Origin of the sequence: Streptomyces sp. NBC_00457 (assembly GCF_036014015.1) — a bacterium.
In the GTDB taxonomy this organism is placed as follows: Bacteria; Actinomycetota; Actinomycetes; order Streptomycetales; family Streptomycetaceae; genus Streptomyces.
On the sequence record NZ_CP107905.1, the window covers coordinates 7,025,586 to 7,044,235 of the forward strand.

At 70.5% G+C, this 18,650-nt stretch carries 16 protein-coding genes; 3 read left to right on the forward strand and 13 right to left on the reverse strand.

All coding sequences use genetic code 11. From position 1 onward, the window contains the following. Positions 1–13: 13 nt before the first annotated feature. The 4 genes from OG828_RS32065 to OG828_RS32080 all read right to left on the reverse strand — a co-directional run bounded on the left by OG828_RS32065 (position 14) and on the right by OG828_RS32080 (position 6,505). Positions 14–1,465 carry an FHA domain-containing protein gene (locus OG828_RS32065; protein ID WP_328503110.1) on the reverse strand — a complete coding sequence of 484 codons (1,452 nt, stop codon included), beginning with the start codon at positions 1,463–1,465 and terminating at the stop codon, positions 14–16. 82 nt (positions 1,466–1,547) lie between these two features. Next, a complete protein-coding gene (locus OG828_RS32070; RefSeq protein ID WP_328364354.1) occupies positions 1,548–2,894 on the reverse strand; it encodes a vWA domain-containing protein in 1,347 nt (448 codons plus the stop codon). Positions 2,895–3,007: 113 nt separating this feature from the next. Beyond that, entirely contained in the window at positions 3,008–4,333 is a 1,326-nt protein-coding gene (locus OG828_RS32075; protein ID WP_328364355.1) for a PP2C family serine/threonine-protein phosphatase, read from the reverse strand. After that, a complete protein-coding gene (locus OG828_RS32080) occupies positions 4,334–6,505 on the reverse strand; it encodes a tetratricopeptide repeat protein (protein WP_443062451.1) in 2,172 nt (723 codons plus the stop codon). A gap of 28 nt (positions 6,506–6,533) precedes the next feature. Here OG828_RS32080 and OG828_RS49640 point away from each other — a divergent pair, with 28 nt between their 5' ends. Beyond that, positions 6,534–6,854 (forward strand): hypothetical protein, encoded by a 321-nt coding sequence (locus OG828_RS49640; protein ID WP_443060209.1) that lies wholly within the window; start codon positions 6,534–6,536, stop codon positions 6,852–6,854. A 1-nt stretch (position 6,855) separates the two neighbouring features. Here the strand turns inward: OG828_RS49640 and OG828_RS32085 are convergent, their stop codons facing one another. The 9 genes from OG828_RS32085 to OG828_RS32125 all read right to left on the reverse strand — a co-directional run bounded on the left by OG828_RS32085 (position 6,856) and on the right by OG828_RS32125 (position 17,766). Beyond that, on the reverse strand, positions 6,856–8,190 hold the full coding sequence (locus OG828_RS32085; protein ID WP_328503112.1) for a hypothetical protein: 1,335 nt from the start codon (positions 8,188–8,190) through the stop codon (positions 6,856–6,858). Between the two features lie 79 nt (positions 8,191–8,269). Next, positions 8,270–9,322, reverse strand: a complete 1,053-nt coding sequence (locus tag OG828_RS32090) for a glutamate ABC transporter substrate-binding protein (RefSeq protein ID WP_328364360.1) — start codon at positions 9,320–9,322, stop codon at positions 8,270–8,272. Positions 9,323–9,336: 14 nt separating this feature from the next. Continuing rightward, on the reverse strand, positions 9,337–10,755 hold the full coding sequence (locus OG828_RS32095) for a hypothetical protein (protein WP_328503113.1): 1,419 nt from the start codon (positions 10,753–10,755) through the stop codon (positions 9,337–9,339). A gap of 305 nt (positions 10,756–11,060) precedes the next feature. Next, positions 11,061–12,032, reverse strand: a complete 972-nt coding sequence (locus tag OG828_RS32100; protein ID WP_328503114.1) for an N-acetylglucosamine kinase — start codon at positions 12,030–12,032, stop codon at positions 11,061–11,063. Next, entirely contained in the window at positions 12,023–13,288 is a 1,266-nt protein-coding gene (locus OG828_RS32105) for a 6-phospho-beta-glucosidase (RefSeq protein ID WP_328503115.1), read from the reverse strand. Before OG828_RS32105 ends, OG828_RS32100 begins: the two co-directional genes overlap by 10 nt. Positions 13,289–13,295: 7 nt before the next feature. Then, complete coding sequence (locus OG828_RS32110; RefSeq protein ID WP_328440627.1) at positions 13,296–14,189, reverse strand: carbohydrate ABC transporter permease; 894 nt, start codon at positions 14,187–14,189, stop codon at positions 13,296–13,298. Beyond that, on the reverse strand, positions 14,189–15,130 hold the full coding sequence (locus OG828_RS32115) for a carbohydrate ABC transporter permease (protein ID WP_328503116.1): 942 nt from the start codon (positions 15,128–15,130) through the stop codon (positions 14,189–14,191). The genes OG828_RS32110 and OG828_RS32115 overlap by 1 nt, the downstream gene beginning before the upstream one ends. After that, positions 15,130–16,467: an ABC transporter substrate-binding protein gene (locus tag OG828_RS32120; protein WP_328440629.1), complete on the reverse strand. Its 1,338-nt coding sequence runs from the start codon at positions 16,465–16,467 to the stop codon at positions 15,130–15,132. The genes OG828_RS32115 and OG828_RS32120 overlap by 1 nt, the downstream gene beginning before the upstream one ends. A gap of 87 nt (positions 16,468–16,554) precedes the next feature. Next, positions 16,555–17,766 (reverse strand): ROK family transcriptional regulator, encoded by a 1,212-nt coding sequence (locus tag OG828_RS32125; protein ID WP_328440630.1) that lies wholly within the window; start codon positions 17,764–17,766, stop codon positions 16,555–16,557. A gap of 211 nt (positions 17,767–17,977) precedes the next feature. On the opposite strand from OG828_RS32125, the gene OG828_RS32130 reads away from it, so the two are divergent. Beyond that, on the forward strand, positions 17,978–18,175 hold the full coding sequence (locus OG828_RS32130) for a hypothetical protein (protein WP_328364376.1): 198 nt from the start codon (positions 17,978–17,980) through the stop codon (positions 18,173–18,175). A 48-nt stretch (positions 18,176–18,223) separates the two neighbouring features. After that, positions 18,224–18,643: a VOC family protein gene (locus OG828_RS32135; RefSeq protein WP_328503117.1), complete on the forward strand. Its 420-nt coding sequence runs from the start codon at positions 18,224–18,226 to the stop codon at positions 18,641–18,643. The last annotated feature ends 7 nt before the right edge of the window (positions 18,644–18,650 follow it).

The window sequence follows — 18,650 nt, forward strand, 5'->3', positions numbered from 1 at the left end:
TGAGCGGAAGCCGCTAACCCCGGCGGATCGTGATCGTCGTCCACGCGCCCACGTGGACCCGGTCCCCGTCCTGCAGCGGTACCGGCACGAAGGGCTGGATGGGCTCTTCGGCGCCGTTCACCGTCGTGCCGTTCGTCGAGTTCTGGTCGACGACCGCCCAGCTGCCGTCCGGCTGCTGGACCAGCACCGCGTGCTGGTGCGAGACGCCCGGGTCCTCCGGCGGCACCGAGAGGTCGATGTCGGGGGTGTCGCCGGTGGAATGGCGGCGGCGGCCGATGGTGACCTGGTTGCCGGTGAGCGCGCGCTGCTGCTCGGGCGAGTACGCGGGCAGGTTGAGGCCCGCGGCCTCGGGGCCGGAGCGCTGCATCATCGCCATGAAGTAGTCACGGTCCGGACCGATGGTCGCCAGCCAGGTCGTCGGCTGCTGCTGGTACGCCGGGCCGGGCGGGGGCGGGGCCTGGGTCGAGCCTTGCTGCGGGTAGCCGTAGCCGCCCTGACCGGGGCCAGGACCGCCAGGGCCGCCGGGCGCGGTCGAGCCGGGCGGGGAGAGCAGCCAGTCGTCCTCACCGCCGCCGAAGGACTGACCGCCGGGCTGCTGCGGCCTGTTCGTCTCCTGCGGGAACGCGGGCGGGGCGGGCGGACCGGACTGCTGGAATGCCTGCGCGGGATGCCCCGGACCACCGGGTCCACCGGGACCACCCATACCACCGGGGCCGTTGGGGCCACCGGGACCCATGGGACCACCAGGACCGTTGGGTCCACCAGGACCGCCACGACCACCGGGGTTCGGCCCGGGCGGCGGACCCTGCCGCGACGGATCGCCACCGAAGCCGGACGGACCACCGGGACCCGACGGACCACCGGGACCGGGTTGGCCGCCGTGACCGCCGGACGGACCACCAGGACCGGGCTGGCCGCCGTGACCGGGCTGACCGCCATGACCACCGTGCGGACCGGGCGGACCCATAGGGCCAGGCGGACCAGGCGGGCCGCCCTGCCCCGACGGGTCCGTGCCGAACGGTGGGAGCGGCTCGGCAGGCCGGTTCATCTGGGACGGACGCGAGCTCTGGTAGTCGTACGACTCACCGCCGCCGTACGACGGACCGGGCGGCGGCTGTTGCTGGAAGCGCACGGCCGGGCCGGGCCCCTGCGGGCGCGGGGCCGCGGGGGTGTACGAGGTCGCCGTGTTCGTCAGGAAGTTCCACCGGCACTCCTCGCAGAACGGCGCTCCGCCCTCACGCGGCGTGCGGCACTGCGGGCAGAGTTCCGGCTCGGGGTCCGGCACGGCGGACAGATGCGGGCGCCCGCCGGGGTGGGCGCCGGGCGGCGGGGCCTGGGCCGGGCCGGGCTGCGGGTAGCCGTACCCGGCGGCCGGGGGCGGGGGTACGGCACCGGCCATGCGGTGACCGCAGACCTCGCACCAGTCGTCGGAACCCGACTGGTGTCCGTTCGGGCAGGTCGGCATGTCGGCGCTTCCCCCTCTCCTTTCCGGCCGCGACGACCGGATTTCTCCAACCCCAAGGGGTCAGGCTCGCGTCTGTCTCAGGTCACTTCTTTACACGAACAGTCTTTGTGGACCGGGTCTCGAGGGTCATCTCATCGGCCTCCGCGACCTTCGCCTTCAGTCGCACAGTACCTGTCGCGGCGTCGACAACGTCCACCACCTTCGCAAGGAGTTTCGCGGTATCCGCATTTCCGGAGTCGCTGGCGAGCTGAACGGCGCGGCCCAGTTTGGCCGTTGCTCCATCGATATCGCCCGCTTTGCGAAGGTCGAGCCCTTGTTGAATGGCTTGCGCCAGTTCGGCCTGGCCGGTGTAGTGGGCGACTTGGGGGTTGATCGACGTCGAGGCGACCATGTCGTCGGTCCACACGGCCCGTACGAGGCCCTGGGCGCCCAGGTTCTGGGCCGTGCCGTCGGGCTGCGGGATCACCAGCGAGACGCGGGCGGCGAGCATCTCCTGGCCGATGTTGGCGGCCGGGACCTCGACGCAGACGTGGTAGTCACGGGACTCGTCACCCCAGGAGCCGGTGGGGTAGTCCCCGGCGCGCGGGCCGGACTCGGTGCGGCGCTCGGTCAAATCCTCGACCGTGGGCGCGACTTGCTTGACGAATTTCACGGTGGTGCCCACCGGCGTCCACAGCCGCAGGGCGACGTCCGCGACCTCCTTGCCCATGGCCGTCTCCATCATCTGCGTGAAGTCGGCGGCGAGACCGGCCGGGTCGGCGACGATGTCGGCGCTGCCGAGCAGGGTGGAGGCGATTCCTGTGACTTCTTTCACTTCCCAGTCGGTGCCCACGCCGCGGGCGTCACAGGTGAAGCGTCCGGCGCAGGAGTCGAGCGCGGCCTTCAGAGCCTCGGACGACTCGTGCTCGTTGCGGCCGTCGGTGAGCAGGATGCCGTGCCGGATGGAGACGTCCGCGGACGACAGCAGGCCGTCGGCGAGGCGCAGCCAGGTCCCGATGGCCGTACCGCCGCCCGCGCTGAGCTTGCGCAGCGCCTGCTTGGCCTGGTCGCGGGTGGTGGCGTCGGCGATCGCGAGGCGCCCGCCGCCCGGGTAGACCTCCTTGGCGACATGTGTGCCGCCGATCACCGCGAAGTGCACGCCGTCGCGCAGGGTGTCGATCGCGGCGGACGTGGCGTCCCGGGCGTTGCGCATCTTGGTCGGTGGGTAGTCCATCGAGCCGGAGCAGTCGACCATGATGGCCACCGCCGCGTCCGGGCCCTGGCCCGGAGCGTAGAGGTGGGGTGCGGCGACCGCGCTTCCGATCGTGCCGCCACCGGTCGCGGTCACGGTGACGATCGCGTTGACCTCGCGAGCGCCCTCCGGCAGGTACTCGTTCTGATAGACGTCCACCGAGAACTGCGGCACGTTCGACTTCGAGAAATTGGCCATGCCTTCTCTGCTCCCCCTTGAAGATCTCCTGAAGATCCCCTCGAAAACCCCACAGGAGCGGGGTGATGACTGTGTCCGGACTGGTCCCCTCCAGTCCGTTTCGTGCGGTGGCCTCAGGCCGATCCTGCCCCCTGCGGCGGGGCCGGGAACGGCACGACGGCCACTGTTACGTTGTCGTGGCCCCCGCCGTCGAGCGCGTGACCGACGAGGACCTGGGCGCTGTGCAGGGGGCGCACGGCGGCGTCGAGGGGGACGACCTCGGCCATCTCCTCGGCCGCCTCGGCGTAGTTCCACAGCCCGTCGGTGCACACCACCACTACACCCGGACGGTCCGGCTTGAAGGAAGCGGTGTGCGGCTCCAGTTCGTAGGCGTCGGCGCCGAGCCAGCCGGTGATCGCGTGGGCGCGCTCGTCGGCGTACGCCTCGGCCTCGCTCATCAGGCCCGCGGAGACCATCTGCGCGGCCCAGGAGTCGTCCTCGGTGAGCCGGGCCGGGTGGGAGCTGCGGTCCACCGGTACCCAGTAGGCGCGGCTGTCGCCGACCCAGCCGACGACCAGCAGTCCGGCGGTCACGATCGCGCCGACGAGGGTGCAGGCGGGGGCGTTCTGGTGCGGGGCGTGTTCGCGGGCCGTGGCGGGTTCGCCGGCCAGGGAGTTGACGGCGCGTGAGGCGGCGACGATCGCCTCGTGCATCGCCTGCTGCGGGTGCGTGCCGCGCGGCAGGGCGGCCAGCAGCGACTCGCTCGCGGCCCGGGAGGCGGCGAGGGAGGCGTCGTCCGGGCGGGTCGCGGAGGAGACGCCGTCGCAGACGATCGCCACGGTCGCGGGGGCGCCGTCGGGCAGCGCGGTGCAGCCGAGGGCGAACGCGTCCTCGTTGCGGTGGTGGCGCAGGCCGCGGTCGCTGACGGCGGCGACCGGGCCGGTCTCCTGCTCCATGTGGTCGCGCTCGCGGGGCTGGGCGTGCCCGCAGTTCTCGCAGTAGCCGTCGTTGTCGACGCGGCCGGAACGACAGGCGACGCACACGGTGGTGCCCTCCGGCGGGGACGTCAGGTCGGCGATGCGCGGGTCGGGCGCCTGGAGCGGGTACTCGTCGGGCTCCGGCGGGCGGTCGAAGCGGACACCGGAGGCGGGGGACACGGGGGAGCCCACCGGTGCCTGCGCGGGGATCGCGTGGCCGTCCGGGTCCGTGGCCGGGAGATCGGCCGGCAGATGCGCGGCGGCGGGCCGGCCGGGGGCGACGGGCCAGTCCACATCGGCGGCACCGGCCGGCGGGGGCGGTGCCGAGCCGTTCATGGTGATCGTCGGTTGGTCCTCCGGTCGTGCGGGGACGGCGGACAGGTCGTATCCGCACGCACCGCAGAAACGGTCACCCGACTCGAGGGGTTCCTCGCAGCTCGGGCACCGGGACAGGGCGGTCTGCTGGGGCATCTGCGACATCAACTACACCCACGTCCGGGGGCGGTAACGATTGGCACGTTCCACCAGATCGATTCTCTCCTCGCCGCCCCGTGCGAGCCGGGCCAGCGTGCGGTACGAACGCTCCAGGCCGAAACGCAGTCCCCGCTCGTCCAGTCCGCTGCCGAGCAGCACCCGTCCCCCGGCGGCGGGGGGTACGGAACCCTGGCCACCGGAGAGTATCCAGTCCAGCGCACTGCCGAGCACCTCCGCCGACAACTGCTCGCGTCGCGCGGGGTCCAGACCATACGCCTCCAGGGCCTCGACCTGCCCGGCGGCAGCGGTCAGGTCCTCCAGGAAGGGTACGTCGCCGGCGGCGGCCGTGCGCTGACGCAGCCGCGCCCGTACGGCGGCCACGCGCGCGGCCGTGTAATGGATGGACGACTCGGGAACCGACTCCAGCGTCTGTACGGCACTCCGGCGATCGCCCGTCGCGAGCCGGACGCGGGCCAGGCCGAACGCTGCGGACACGAAGCTCGGGTCGGTCGACCACACCAGGCGGTAGTACTCGGCGGCGTTGTCGAGCTGGCCCAGCACCTCCGCGCACAGGCCGAGCGCCAGCTTGGGCGCGGGCTCGCCGGGAAAGGCGTCGTAGATCGCGTCGAAGGAGAGCGCGGCGTTCTCGTGATCGCCCGTCACCAGTGCGGCGACGCCTCGATACCAGACGACCCGCCAGTCGTCCGGGTGGTCGGCCTCCAAGCGTGCCAGGGTCTCCAGCGCGGTGCCGGAGTCGCCGGTCTCCAGCCAGGCCCTGATCTGCCGGAGCCGCGTCTCGGTCGACTCCGACGGCGCCGCCGCGAGCGCACTGATCAACTCACCCGGGGCGGAGGCGATCAGGCCCGCCAGGAACCCGGCGTTCGGGTCGCTCGGGTCGACGTGCGGCACGGGCAGGGCGAGCGCGGCAGCGGGCGCGTTGATGTGTTTGACCAGGTCCTGGGCGCCCTGTCCATTGCCGGATCCGACGGCCGGCAGCTCGGCGGCACCGGTACCGGCCACGCGCCGTCGAGGGGTCACCATGCGTGCCCCCAGCCGCGACACATCCCCCTCCAGCTTGGGGAACAACTCGGTGTCCGTCACCTTCACTTCGGGCCCGAACAGTGTCGACAGCGACGGTCGGGCCGTGCCCGTCTGCAGGGAGACGACCTCGCGCAGGACACCCGTGAGTTGCTCGGTCATCTCCTGCGCGGAGGCGAAGCGGCGGGCCGGGTCCGGGTCGGTGGCGCGGACCAGGAGCCGGTAGAAGGACTCGTACTGCCGGAAGACCTCGATGTTGTCCGGGTCGGGCAGGGAGTCCACGAACACGTTCGTGTAGCCCTGGAAGTCGAAGGTGAGGACGGCGAGCGTACGCGCGACGGTGTACAGGTCGGAGGCGATCGAGGGGCCGACGTCCGCCACCTCCGGCGCCTGATAGCCCACCGTGCCGTAGATGGCCGACTCCTCGTCGTCCATCCTGCGGACCGCGCCCATGTCGATCAGCTTGAGCTGGTCCTCGGTCTGGATGGCGTTGTCGACCTTGAAGTCGCAGTACAGGAGGTTGCGGCTGTGCAGATGGCCCAGGGCCTCCAGCGCCTCGATGCCGTACGCGCACGCCTGCTCCACGGGCAGCGGATCCCGCTTGCCGCCCGGTGTGCGGCGCTCGTTGGCGATCTCCTTCAGCGACTTGCCGCCGACGTACTCCATGACGATGTACCCGTCCAGCGAGCCCGTCCGCTGGTCGAGGTGTTCCACGAAGTTGTAGATCCGCACGATGTTGGCGTGCTCGATCTCCGCGAGGAAGCGCCGCTCGGAGATCGCGGCCTCCATCGCGTCCTGGTCGCCGGTGTCGAGCAGACCCTTCAGCACCACCCACCGGTCCGACACCGCGCGGTCCACCGCGAGGTAGACCCAGCCCAGGCCGCCGTGCGCCAGGCAGCCCACGACCTCGTACTGACCGTGGACGACGTCGCCCGCCTTCAGCTTCGGGACGAAGGAGTACGGGTGACCGCACTTGGTGCAGAAGCCTTCCGTACGGCCGGGTCGCTCGCCGCGCGCCCGGCCGACCGGGGCCCCGCAGTCGGAGCGGGAGCAGAACCGCTTGCGCTCCGGGACCTCCGCCTTCTCCAGGACCATCTCGCGCGGGTCGGGCCGCGGCACGCCCGGCACCTGGACGAGTCCCACGCCGAGCCGGCTGCGACCGCTGGAACCAGTGCCGGAGCCGGAGCTGCGCACCGACACCGAGCGGCCTGTGGAACGGCCCGACAGGGAGCGCGACAGGCGTCCCGACACCGAGCGCCGCGACTTCGACGACTGTGACGACGTACGAGAGCTGGCGCGGGAGCTTGCGCGTGAACTCGCGCTGCCGGACGAGCCCTTGCCGCTGCGGCTGATGCCGGTGGGCGGCGAGCCCACCATGCCGCTCGATGAGACGACCGGGGCGAGACCGCAGGTGTCGCAGTACAGCTCGCCGCCGCCCACGTCCTCGTACGCGCCCTCGCACCCCGGGCGCTGGCACTTCTGCTCTGCCTGACTCATGACGAGTGCTCCCCCCTACGATCCTGCGGCCCGCCCTGCCCCGGGACGCGCGGGCTGCTCAGCAGTTCGGCCGCCAACTGCTGGTAGCGCAGGACGGCCTGTTCGGCGACTCGCAGGTCGCAGGGCGCGCTCCACAGCATCCGCCGCGCCGCGTCGTACCGCTCGATCAGGAACGGGTCCTCCGCGAGGCCGTGCCGGGCGACCTTCGCCTTGTACGCGTCGAGCCGGCCGCGCAGCTCGGCGCGGACCGCCAGCGGCTGGGTGACCGCGGTCAACGACTCGCGGGCCCGCAGCAGTTCGTCCTCCGCCTTCTGCTCCAGGGACTCCAGCAGTGGGGACAGCCGGTGCCACTGGGCATGTCTGCGGTACTCGGCGGCCGTCGCCAGCTGCTCCTGCAGCACGGTCGGCGGGCCGCTGACGACCGGCACCTCCGTGGCCGCGATCTTCGCCAGGACCTCGCCGCGCGCGGTGCGGGCCTCGGCGAGCGTACGGTCCGCGCGGGAGAGCACGTCACGCAGCTTGACCAGGCGCTGCTCGGCATCCTGACGGACGGTCAGTACAGCGTCGATCTCACGGCGTACGTCCTCCAGGGCGCGCGCCTCACGGTCGTAGACCGTGGTGTCCGGGCGGCCACCGCCGGGGGCCGAACTCCCGGGCGTGGGCGTCCAGAACGCCAGCGGGTCGGAGATGACCTGCTCGCGCAGGTTCGTCAGCGTGCGGGTGATGCGCTCCAGGTCGTCGCCTGCCGGGTGCTCGCCGGGGCGTACGCCGACGGAGTGCGCGAGCTTGCGGGTGCGCTGGAGCTCCGCGGCCAGTAAATCGATCCGGGCGGGCAGCGCCGACCAGACCGCGTCGGCGGCGACGACCATGTCCAGGGACGTCGCGTACAGCTCGTTCATCCGGTCGACGAGCGTGACCAGCGTGAACTGCTCGCTGAGCTTGCCCGAGCCGCCGTGCAGGGTCGGCGCGCTCGCCGTGGCGCCGGTGGAGCCCGCGACCGTGACGGCCTCGCCGCGCAGCAGCTCGGTCAGCTCCGCCAGGTCCTCCCGGCTGGACCAGCGGCGCCGGGAGCGGATCTCGCGGGCGGCGCGCAACGCGTCCGTGTACGCGTCGAAGTACGCCCACAGCAGGGTGATCGACGCCTCGGCCGCCGTCCAGCGCTCCTTGGTGACGCCGGTCAGCTGCGCACCTTCGAGGAGTCTGCGGCCCGCGTGGTCCTGCAGGGCGAGGAGCGAGGTCTCGATCGCCTCGTGCTCCGCGCCGAGCCGCGCCAGCGCACGGTCCACCTCGTCCCGGTCCATCACCGGCCCGGGGGGTCCCGTGACGCCCATCGATCACCTCTCGCTGCTCTGTGTGCCTATGTGGTTGACGTTCCTATGTGGCTGACGTGGAGCGGACGTTGACGGTGGTTCAGCTCTTGCGTAGATACTCCGGTGCGGGCGGTTCCGCCTTCGCCGGGTCCTCACCCAGTGTGGCCGACAACCACCTGTCGTACGACGCCTGCCAGCCGTTCGCGGTGTCCTCCCGGTAGTCCACGAGGATCTGGTTGACCCGGCGTACCAGATCGTCGGCGTCCTGCTTCATCGCCACGCCGTAGTACTCGGTGGTGAAGGGGGCGCCCTTCAGCTCGACCGTCGGATCCTGCGCGGCCTGGCTGGCGGCGAGGGCGCCGTCGGTCACCACGGCGTCGGCCTCGCCGAGTTGGAGGCGCACCAGGCAGTCGAGCTGGTTGGGGACGGTGGTGGATATGTCGGCGGAGGAGACCAGCTTCTTCGCCTTCTTGTCCTCGTCCAGCTTGGTGTACGCGGTGGAACCCTCGGCCGTGCAGATCTTCTTGTCGGCGAGCGAGTCGTCGTAGCCGGTGATGGCAGAGGACTTGGGGGCCAGGACCTGCTGGCCGGTCTTGAAGTACGGCGCGGAGAACGCGACGTCCTCAAGGCGGCTACAGTTGATCGTCATCGTGCGGACGATCATGTCGACGCGGCCTTCCTGGATGGCCGGGATGCGCTGGTTGGTGGGGATGGCCTTGAACTGGACCGCGTCCGGGTCGCCGAGGATCTCCTGGGCGATCCGGTGGACCAGGTCGATGTCAAAGCCCTCCAGCTCGGCCGTACCGGCGCTGTTGGGGTTGCGGTAGCCCCAGCGGTAGCTGTTCTGGTCGACGCCGACGATCAGCTTCCGCTTCTCGCCCTCGCGGGCCTTGATGGCGTCGATGGTGGAGCCGTCCGCGCCGGACGGGGACAGGGTCTGCTTCTCCGGGTCGTCGCACTCCTCGGCCCGCGCCTGGCTGCCGTGGGCGACCTCCTGGCCGTCCGTGCCCGTGCCGTCGCCGGCGGACTGGGTCTTCGGCAGCAGCAGCGCGAAGGCCAACGCCAGGGCGCACACGACCGCCATCGCACCGACACCGCCCCAGCCCTTGAGGCCGGCTCGGAGGCGGCGAAGGGAGAACCTCCGTGCATGCATCGTCACGCCCCCTTTCATCGGTACTCCGACAGCCTGCGCCCGATGCCCAGTACCGCGCCAGCGGCACCGAGTACCGCGAGGACGGCGGCGCCCACCGACAGACCGGTCATCGCGTCGAGGCCGTCACCGGCGGCCTGCTTGAACTCGGTCTGCTCGTGCTTGAGTGCCGTGGCGAGGTTCTTGTCGACGTTGTCGAAGCACTCGCCGGTCGCGCCCTTGGCGCCGATCACCTTGTCCAGTGCCTGCTGGTAGTTGCCGTTGTCGTCCTGCGCGCGGGCGGCGGTGTGGCGCTTGTGCCACTCCTCCATGTTGCCCACGGCCGCCGTGACCGGCTGCTCGCCGGAGTTGTCGTCGGCGAGATCCTCGGCCGCGGTCAGGCCCTTGGCGAGGGTCTTCATGTCCTTCTGGAAGGTGTCGTCGAACTTGTCGAGGGTCTTGCCGTCCGAGGTGGTGACCGTCTCGGCGCCGCGGGCCACCAGCGTCAGGTTCTCGTTGCCGCGTGCCTTCAGGGAGGCGATCCGGGCGTCGTTCAGCACGTTCAGCGAGCGGACTCCGTGGTCGTACGAGTCGTTGAGGCCCGCGCGGGCGACGCTGTGGCCGACGACCAGCCAGAGCAGCACCACCGTGGCCGTCGCGGTCGCGGCGACCAGGCCGTGGTTGAGCACGCGGTTGGTGCGCCGGTAGTTGCGGTGCTGGGCCCAGGCCAGCCCGGCGAGCACGAGGACACCGAGAGCGATCGCGGCCCAGGGATACGGCGTCGCGTCGGCGTAGTCGGCGCGCAGCCGCTGCTTCTCCTTCGTGTAGAGATCCTCGGCCGCGGGGAGCATCTGGGTCTGCATCTTCTCGTTCGCGTACCGCAGATACGCGCCGCCGACCGGGAAGCCCTGGCGGTTGTACGTCCGGGCGCGCTCGACCAGGCCCTTGTACTCCGGCAGCAGCCGGTTGAGCCGCGTGATGGTCTCCGCGGACGGGGAGTCGGGCTCCGAGTTCGCGGCGGCGTTGACGAGCTTGGCCGCGGCGGTGCGGATGTCCCTCTCGTACCGGTCGCGCGTCGCCGCCGACTCCTGGCCGCCGGCCAGGAAGCCGCTGGAGGCCGCCGTGTTGGCGTCGGCGAGGGAGCGGTAGATGTCGGCCGCGTCCGAGCTGAGCGGCTGGCTGCTGTGCAGTACGGCGTCGGCCGCGTCCGCCCGCTCGGTCGTCTGCCAGGCCGTCACGGCACCGAAGGCGACGACCAGCAGGGCGAGGACCGCGCCGATGATGCGCAGGCGGCCGGGTTCCGTGGTGGCCGCCGCGCGGAGGCGGTCGACGCCCTCGGCGAACGCGGTGCGGCGGGGCGGCTCGGTGGGGTCCGGGGCGGCCGATCCCTGTGGTGCGGGGGGAAGGGATGGGCCGGGTGCGCCGGGGTCGCCCGGTGGCGGCGGTAGTGATGGCATCGTGGGCACGGCGCCCGCTGGTGGCGCCGCGCTGCTTTTCGGCGAGTGTGTCACTGCTGACCTCCCCCATGGTCATCCTTCGCCGCAAGTATCGCTGCCGGGACTGACATTCCGCACCGGCCTTCACTGGATCTTGATCGGATCGCAGCGGTGTAGCCCGAGTTTCGGGCATGACGTGGCACTCCGCACCCTCCCCTGCCCATGAATACGCCGGGGGAATCGGTTCGGTTCCATCGGGGGGCGGGTGGGAGTTCGAGGGTCATGTCCCGTTGTGGCGGCGGTGCTGTGCCACGTACGCGCCGGTGCTACGTCACATACTCACTGCGCACCCGTTCGTGCGCCTCGGCCCCCGCCCCCACCCGGTCGAGCCCCAGCAACACCGCGCCCAGCACGGGCCGCGCCCGCACCACTCGCGCCACCGCCTTCGGAGCCCGTTCCGCCAGCAAGTCCCTGATCCGGTCGTCCAGTTGCGTGTGCCCCGCGGCCAGCACTCCACCTCCCAGCACCACCGGCGTCTCCTCCTCCAGCAGCCCCAGGCGGGTCAGGGCCACCGTCGCCATCGTCACCACCTCGTCGGCCAGCCGGTCCACGATCGCCCGGGCCACCGGGTCCCCGTCCGCCGCGGTGGCGAAGAGCACCGGCGTCAGTTCGTGGCGGCGCAGCGGCTCGATGTGCTCCAGGTGCAGGGCCTCGATGAGGGCGTACATGGAGTCGAGGCGGAAGTGCGCGGGCAGGGCGTGGGCCAGTGCCGTCGGTTCGCCCCTGCCGTCCTCCGCGCGGGCCGCGAACCACAGCGCCTCCTCCGCCAGGCCCCAACCGCCGCCCCAGTCCCCGGAGATGCGGCCGATCGCGGGGAATCGGGCGGTGTTGCCGTCGGGGTGCATGCCGACGCAGTTGATGCCGGCGCCGCAGACGACGGCGACCCCGCGCGGTTCGGTGACCCCGGCGCGCAGGATCGCGAACGTGTCGTTGCGGACCTCGACGGTCGTGCCCCACGCGCGCGCGTGCAGCGCGGCCGCCAACTGCTCCTCCTCCACGGGGAAGTCGGCGTTGGCCAGACATGCCGAGACATGGTCGGCGGAGGTGACCCCGGCGTCGGTGAAGGCCCGCCGCACGGCCTCGGCGACCACGTCCACTGCCGCCTCCACGCCGACCGCGGGTGGCCGGAATCCACCGCCGCGCGCCGTGGCCAGGACCTGCCCGTCCGCCGCCACCACCGCCACGTCGGTCTTGCTGTTGCCCGCGTCGACGGCGAGGACGGATGCGGTCATGCCCACGCGAGATGCTCCCGGTTGTGTGCGATCAGTCGGTCGGTGAGGGCTTCCGCGTACGCGTACTGCCCGATCAGGGGGTGGCACAGCAGGGCCCGGAAGACCCGCTCCCGGCCGCCGTGCACGGCCGCCTCCAGCGCCAGGTCCTCGTACGCCGTCACCTGCGCCATCAGCCCCGCGTACAGCGGGTCCACGGCCGGTACGGGCAGCGGTGACGGACCCTGGGGCCCCACCGCCGCCTGCACCTCGATCACCGCGTCGTCGGGCAGGAAGGGCAGCGTGCCCCGGTTGTAGGCGTTCACCACCTGATACGGGCTGCCCCCGCCGCCCAGCAAGGCCGCCGCCAAGTCCACCGCGGCCTCCGAGTAGTAGGCACCGCCCCGCTGGGCGAGCAGTTCCGGTTTCTCGTCCAGGGCCGGGTCGCCGTACATCGTCAGCAGTTGCCGTTCCATTTCGGCCACTTCGGCGGCCCTGGACGGCTTGGTGCGCAGCTCTCGTACGACCTCGTCGTGCGCGTAGTAGTAGCGCAGGTAGTACGACGGGACGACGCCCAGGCGGTCCAGGAGCGGGCGGGGCAGGTGCAGGTCGGCGGCGATCAGGTCGCCGTGCTCCGCAAGGAGCTTGGGCAGTACGTCCTCGCCCTCGGGGCCGCCCAGCCGTACGCCCGTCTCCCAGGTGAGGTGGTTGAGGCCCACGTGGTCCAGGTGGACGTCCGCGGGGGCGACGCCCAGCATGTGGGCGAACTTCCGCTGGAAGCCGATCGCCACGTTGCACAGGCCGATCGCCTTGTGGCCCGCCTGGAGCAGGGCGCGGGTGACGATGCCGACCGGGTTGGTGAAGTCGATGATCCAGGCGTTCGGGTTCGTACGACGGACTCGTTCCGCGATGTCGAGGACGACCGGCACCGTGCGCAGCGCCTTGGCGAGGCCGCCCGCGCCTGTCGTCTCCTGGCCGACGCAGCCGCACTCCAGTGGCCAGGTCTCGTCCTGCTCGCGGGCCGCCTGACCGCCGATGCGGAGCTGGAGGAGGACGGCGTCGGCGCCGTCGACCCCCGCGTCCAGGTCGGAGGTCGTGACGATCCTGCCGTCGTGGCCCTGCTTGGCGAAGATACGCCGGGCCAGCCCGCCCACCAGCTCCAGCCGTTCGGCCGCCGGGTCGACGAGCACGAGTTCCTCGATCGGCAGGGTGTCCCTCAACCGCGCGAAACCGTCGATGAGTTCGGGTGTGTAGGTCGAGCCGCCGCCGACCACGGTGAGTTTCATAGATGGATCAACCCTTAACTCCGGTGAGAGTGACGCCCTCGACGAACGCCTTCTGCGCGAAGAAGAACACGAGGATCACGGGGGCCATGACGAGAACGGTCGCGGCCATGGTCAGGTTCCAGTCGGTGTGGTGCATGCCCTTGAAGGACTCCAGGCCGTAACTCAGCGTCCAGGCGCTCTGGTTCTCCGAGGCGTAGATCTGCGGGCCGAAGTAGTCGTTCCAGGCGTAGAAGAACTGGAACAGCGCCACGGCGGCGATGCCGGGCTTCGCCATCGGAACGACGACCTTCAGCAGGGTGCGCAGCTCTCCGCAGCCGTCGACCTTCGCCGCGTCCAGGTACTCGTTCGGGACCGTCATCAGGAACTGGCGGAGCAGGAAGATCGAGAACGCGTCCCCGAAGGCCATCGGGATGATCAGCGGCCAGAGCGTGCCGGACAGGTCCAGCTGCTTCGCCCAGAAGAGGTACATCGGGATGATGACCACCTGCGGTGGCAGCATCATCATCGAGATCACCAGCATCAGGGACAGATTGCGGCCCCGGAAGCGGAACTTGGCCAGCGCGTACGCCACTGGGATCGACGACACGACTGTAAGGATCGTTCCCAGTCCGGCGTAGAGCAGCGTGTTCCGCCACCAGGTCAGGAAGCCCGGTGTGTCGAAGACCTTCTGGTAGTTGCCCCACTCCCAGGTGTCCGGGATCAGGTCGCGGCTGAGGGCCTGGCTGTCGCTCATCAGCGAGGTCAGGAAGACGAACACGAAGGGGAGTACGAAGAACAGGGCGGCGGCGACGCCCAGCGCGTGGACCGCGATCCACTCCAGGACGGCCTTGCGACGGGCCGTGCGCTCGGCGGGGGAAGCCGGGGCCCTCAACTCCACCGGCTTGTCGAGTACTTGCGTCATCAGTCACCTGCCTGGATGAGACCGCCCCGGCGCCGCATCAGGAACGCGGTGAACATCATCGACAGGGCGAAGAGGACGAGGGCGACGACACAGGCGGAGCCGTAGTCGAAGCGCTGGAAGCCGAGGTTGTAGACGAGCTGGGGGAGCGTGAGGGTGGACTTGTCCGGGTAGCCGGGCTCGAACTGGGTGCCCGCGCCCTGGATCACGCCCGATGCGACCTTCCCGGCGACCAATGGCTGTGTGTAGTACTGCATGGCCTGGATCACGCCGGTGACCACCGCGAACATCACGATCGGCGAGATGTTGGGAAGGGTTACATAGCGGAACCGCTGCCACGCCGGCGCCCCGTCCAGCTCGGCCGCCTCGTACTGCTCCCGGGGCACGTCGAGCAGCGCCGCCATGAAGATGACCATGAGGTCGCCGATGCCCCAGAGGGCGAGCAGGGTGAGGGCGGGCTTGGACCAGGTGGGGTCGTTGAACCAGCCAGGGGCCGGCAGGCCCACCTTCTCGAGGATCGAGTTGACCGGGCCCGTGCCGGGGTTGAGCAGGAACGCGAAGGCCATGGTCGCGGCGACGGGCGGGGCGAGATACGGCAGATAGAAGAGCGTGCGGAAGACGCCCGTACCCGTCTTGATCTTGGTGATCAGCAGGCCCACGCCGAGCCCGAACACGACCCGCAGGCTCACCATGATCACGACCAGCCACAGGGTGTTGCGCAGGGCGGGCCAGAAGAAGGTGTAGTGCTCGAAGACGTACGTCCAGTTCTGCGTTCCGCTCCACGTCGCCGGTTTGAAGCCGTCGTAGTGCATGAACGAGAAGTAGACGGTCGAGATCAGCGGATACGCGAAGAAGACCGCGAAGCCGATCAGCCAGGGCGACATGAAGGCGGCCGTGCGAAGCGCCGACCGGCGGCGCTTCGACGCGAGGGTGATCGTGGCCATTACCGCGCCTGCGCGATGTCCGTGTCGATCTGCTTCGCCGTCTTGGCGAGGCCCGCCTTGAGATCGGTCTCCTTGCCGCTCTCGTAGTCGTACCCGAACTCCTGGATCGTCGCCAGATACACACCGCCGTTGACGGACGCGGGAGACGTCGTGGAATTCGGGTTCGCGGCGATCTCCAGGAACGTCTTGAAACGCGGGTCGTACTTCAGCTTCGGCGACTTCAGCGCTTCCAGGGTGGACGGCACATTGTGGATCGCGTTGGAGAAGCCGACCACCGCGTCCGTGTCCGTGGTCATGTACTTCACCAGTTCCCAGGCCGCGTTCTGCTTCTCGCTGGTCGCGGCGATTCCGGCGATCGTCCCGGTGATGTAGCCCTTGCCGTACTCATCGGCCTGGTCGTCGGGTACGGGCAGCGGGGCGACGCCGATCTCGAAGTCCGTCTTCGCGTCCAGGGCCATGCCGAGGCGCCATTCGCCGTCGAGCTGCATGGCGACCTGACCGGTGTGGAAGGGGTGCTTCGGGCCCCATTCGTCGCCGAGCGTGGCGCGATAGGTCTCCAGTTTCTTGTACCCGCCGAGTGCGTCGACGAGCTTCTTCTGGAGGGTGAAACCGGCCTCGAAGGCGGGGTCCTTGGCGAGGTTGGACTTGCCGTCCGCATCGAAATACGTGGGGGAGAACTGGCCGAGGTAGTGCTCGGTCGTCGACTCCCAGCCGTGGTAGTTCGGCATGAAGCCGAGTTGCTTGTATGTGTTCCCTTGAGCGATCGTCAGTTTCTTGGCGACCGTCTCGAATTCGGACCAGGTCTTGGGCGGGCTCTTGATGCCGGCCTTGTCGAAGGCCGTCTTGTTGTAGTAGAGCCCGTACGCGTCACCCAGCAGCGGCACGGTGCACCGGTTGCCCTCGAACTGCGTGTACTCGTTCATCGCCTTCGGGAAGGTCTTCTCCGGGTCGATCTTCGACTTCTCGAAGAACGGGTTGAGATCGACCAGGGCGTCGGACGAGCAGAACTTGCCGACGTTGTTCGTGGTGAAGGACGAGATGACGTCGGGGGCCTTGCCGCCACCGGCCCGCAGAGCCTGGTTGATCTTGTCGTCGGTCATGTTGCCGACGACGTTGACGTGGATGTTGGGGTGCGCCTTCTCGAAGCCGGCGACCAGCGACTTGACGGCCTTCACCTCGGCCGGCGCGCTCCAGGCGTGCCAGAAGTTGAGGGTCGTCTCCTTGGAGGCGTCGTCCTCGGCGCCGGAGCTCGACTGGCCGGTGCAGGCGGTGGCGAGCAGGGCGATGGAGGCGGAGGCGGCGAGCGCGATCGCGGCTTTCCGGGATATTCCGGGCATGGCAAGGACTCCCTGGGACGGGGCGAGGAAGGAAGGTGTGGCGAGAGAAGGAGGTGTGGCGGGGAAAGAAGGTGTGTGACTACGGGGTCAGCGGGAGGTGTCGAAGACCTCGTCGCGGGTGGCTGCCAGCGCGCTCTCCAACGCGCCGCGCAGCACGGGGTGTTCATGGACGTCGCCCACGACGAGCCGGGGCCGGGCCGCGGCCAGCTCCTCCAGCTCGGCCTGGACGAGGGCCCGCAGCACCTCGCCGCCGGAGGCGAGTGAGGAGCCGCTGAGGACGACGAGTTCGGGGTCGAGGACGGAGACGAGGGAGGCGAGACCCGTGGCGAGCCGGGTCGCGTAGGTCTCGAGGAGCAGCCGGTTGAGGACCGTGTCCTCCGCGGCGGCCCGCGCGACGAGAGCGGCGGCGACTTCTGCGTGCGACCCCGAGGGGATGTCGGAGATGCCGATCTCGCGCGCGAGGTGGGGGATGGCCTGCGAACCGGCCAGTTCCTGGTAGCCGCCACTGTTGGCTTTGGTCACCTGCCGCACGAGCGGTGCGCCGGGGACCGGCAGGAAACCTACCTCTCCCGCACCGCCGGTCCAGCCGCGGTGCAGCCGGCCGCCGAGGACGAGGGCGGCACCCAGGCCCCCTTCGTTCCACAGCAGCACGAAGTCCTCGTGCCCCCGGGCCGCCCCCAGTCGCTGCTCGGCGACGGCGACGAGGTTGACGTCGTTCTCGTACTCGACCGGCATCGGTAGCGCGGCGGCGAGTTCGTCGAGGAGCGTGGGGGAGTGCCAGCCCGGGAGGTGGGAGGCGTAGCGGAGTCGGCCGGTGCCGGGGTCGAAGGCGCCGGGGGTGCCGATGACGAGCCGGTGGAGGTCGGCGCGGGCGAGCCCGGCCGCCTTGACGGCGCCGTCGAGGGCGTCGGTGACCTGTTGGACGACGGGCCCCTTGGGTCGCCTCCCCGGGGTCGGAAGCTCGTACTCGCCGACCGTGCGGCCGGTGATGTCGGCGACGGCGGCGTGGATGCGTTCGGGGGTGACGTCGAGCCCGGCGGCGTACGCGGCGGTCGGGTTGACCGCGTACAGCTGGGCGTTGGGACCCGGGCGGCCCTCGCTGGTGCCGGTGACGAGGACGAGCCCGGCGGCCTCCAGGCGGGCCAGAAGCTGGGAGGCGGTCGGCTTGGAGAGGCCGGTGAGCTTGCCGATCTTCGTGCGGGACAGGGGGCCGTGGGCCAGCAGGAGGTCCAGCGCGGCACGGTCGTTCATGGCGCGCAGGACGCGCGGGGTGCCCGGCGTACCGGCGGTTCCTGCCATGTGAGTCGACACCTGCCTTTCAGCCGCCCAGCTTTTCAGTGCCGGGGGAGGGAAGTCCACCGCCCGACCACTGTTAGGAAAGTTTCCTATCGTGGTGTTCAGGAAGGTAAGCCCGGCACGAAGGGGGCGTCAAGAGAGGTCCGTGCAACCGGTCCTGCCAGGATGGCGTGATCACAACAGAACGCGACCCCAACAGAAGGAGGGGCGGCACATGGCCGTACTCGTCTTGCTCGTCGCCCTCGCGCTCGTCGTCGGCGCCTGTGTCTGTGTCGTCTGGGCGCAGCGGGGTGGCCCGCGCTGGGTGCGGGCGGTGGCCGCCGTGACGCTGGGAGTGGGCGAGGTGGTGCGCTTTCTGGGGCGCAGCAGCAGCGGGAGCGGGAAATCGGGCTCCAGCTCCAGCGACGACTAGCCCATGACGACCAGTCCATAGCGAATCCCGACCGAGTCAGGAGAAACCATGAAGCCGAAAACCGTCGTCCTCTCGCTTCCGGTCGCCGACCTGGAGCGGGCCCTGCGCTTCTACCGGGACGGACTGGGCCTGTCCGCGGCGGCCGAAGACGAAGGCGCCGTCCTCTTCGAGCTCCCGAACCTGTCGCTCTTCCTGATCGAGCGCGAGGAGTACGCGACGTACACCGACCGTGCCGGCGTCGCCACTCCCGACGCCGCCGTGGCGGGCGCGTGCGTCATCTCCTGTGCCATCGGCAGCAGGGCGGAGGTCGACGACATCCTCGCCCGAGCCACGGCGGCGGGCGGGTCGGTCCCCAAGAGCGCGGGCACCTATGACGGGTCCTACATGGGCTACTTCACCGACCCCGACGGGCACCTGTGGGAACTGGTGTCCAACCCGCGGACCCAGTCGGCCGCGGCGCCGGAGTAGTCGCGCG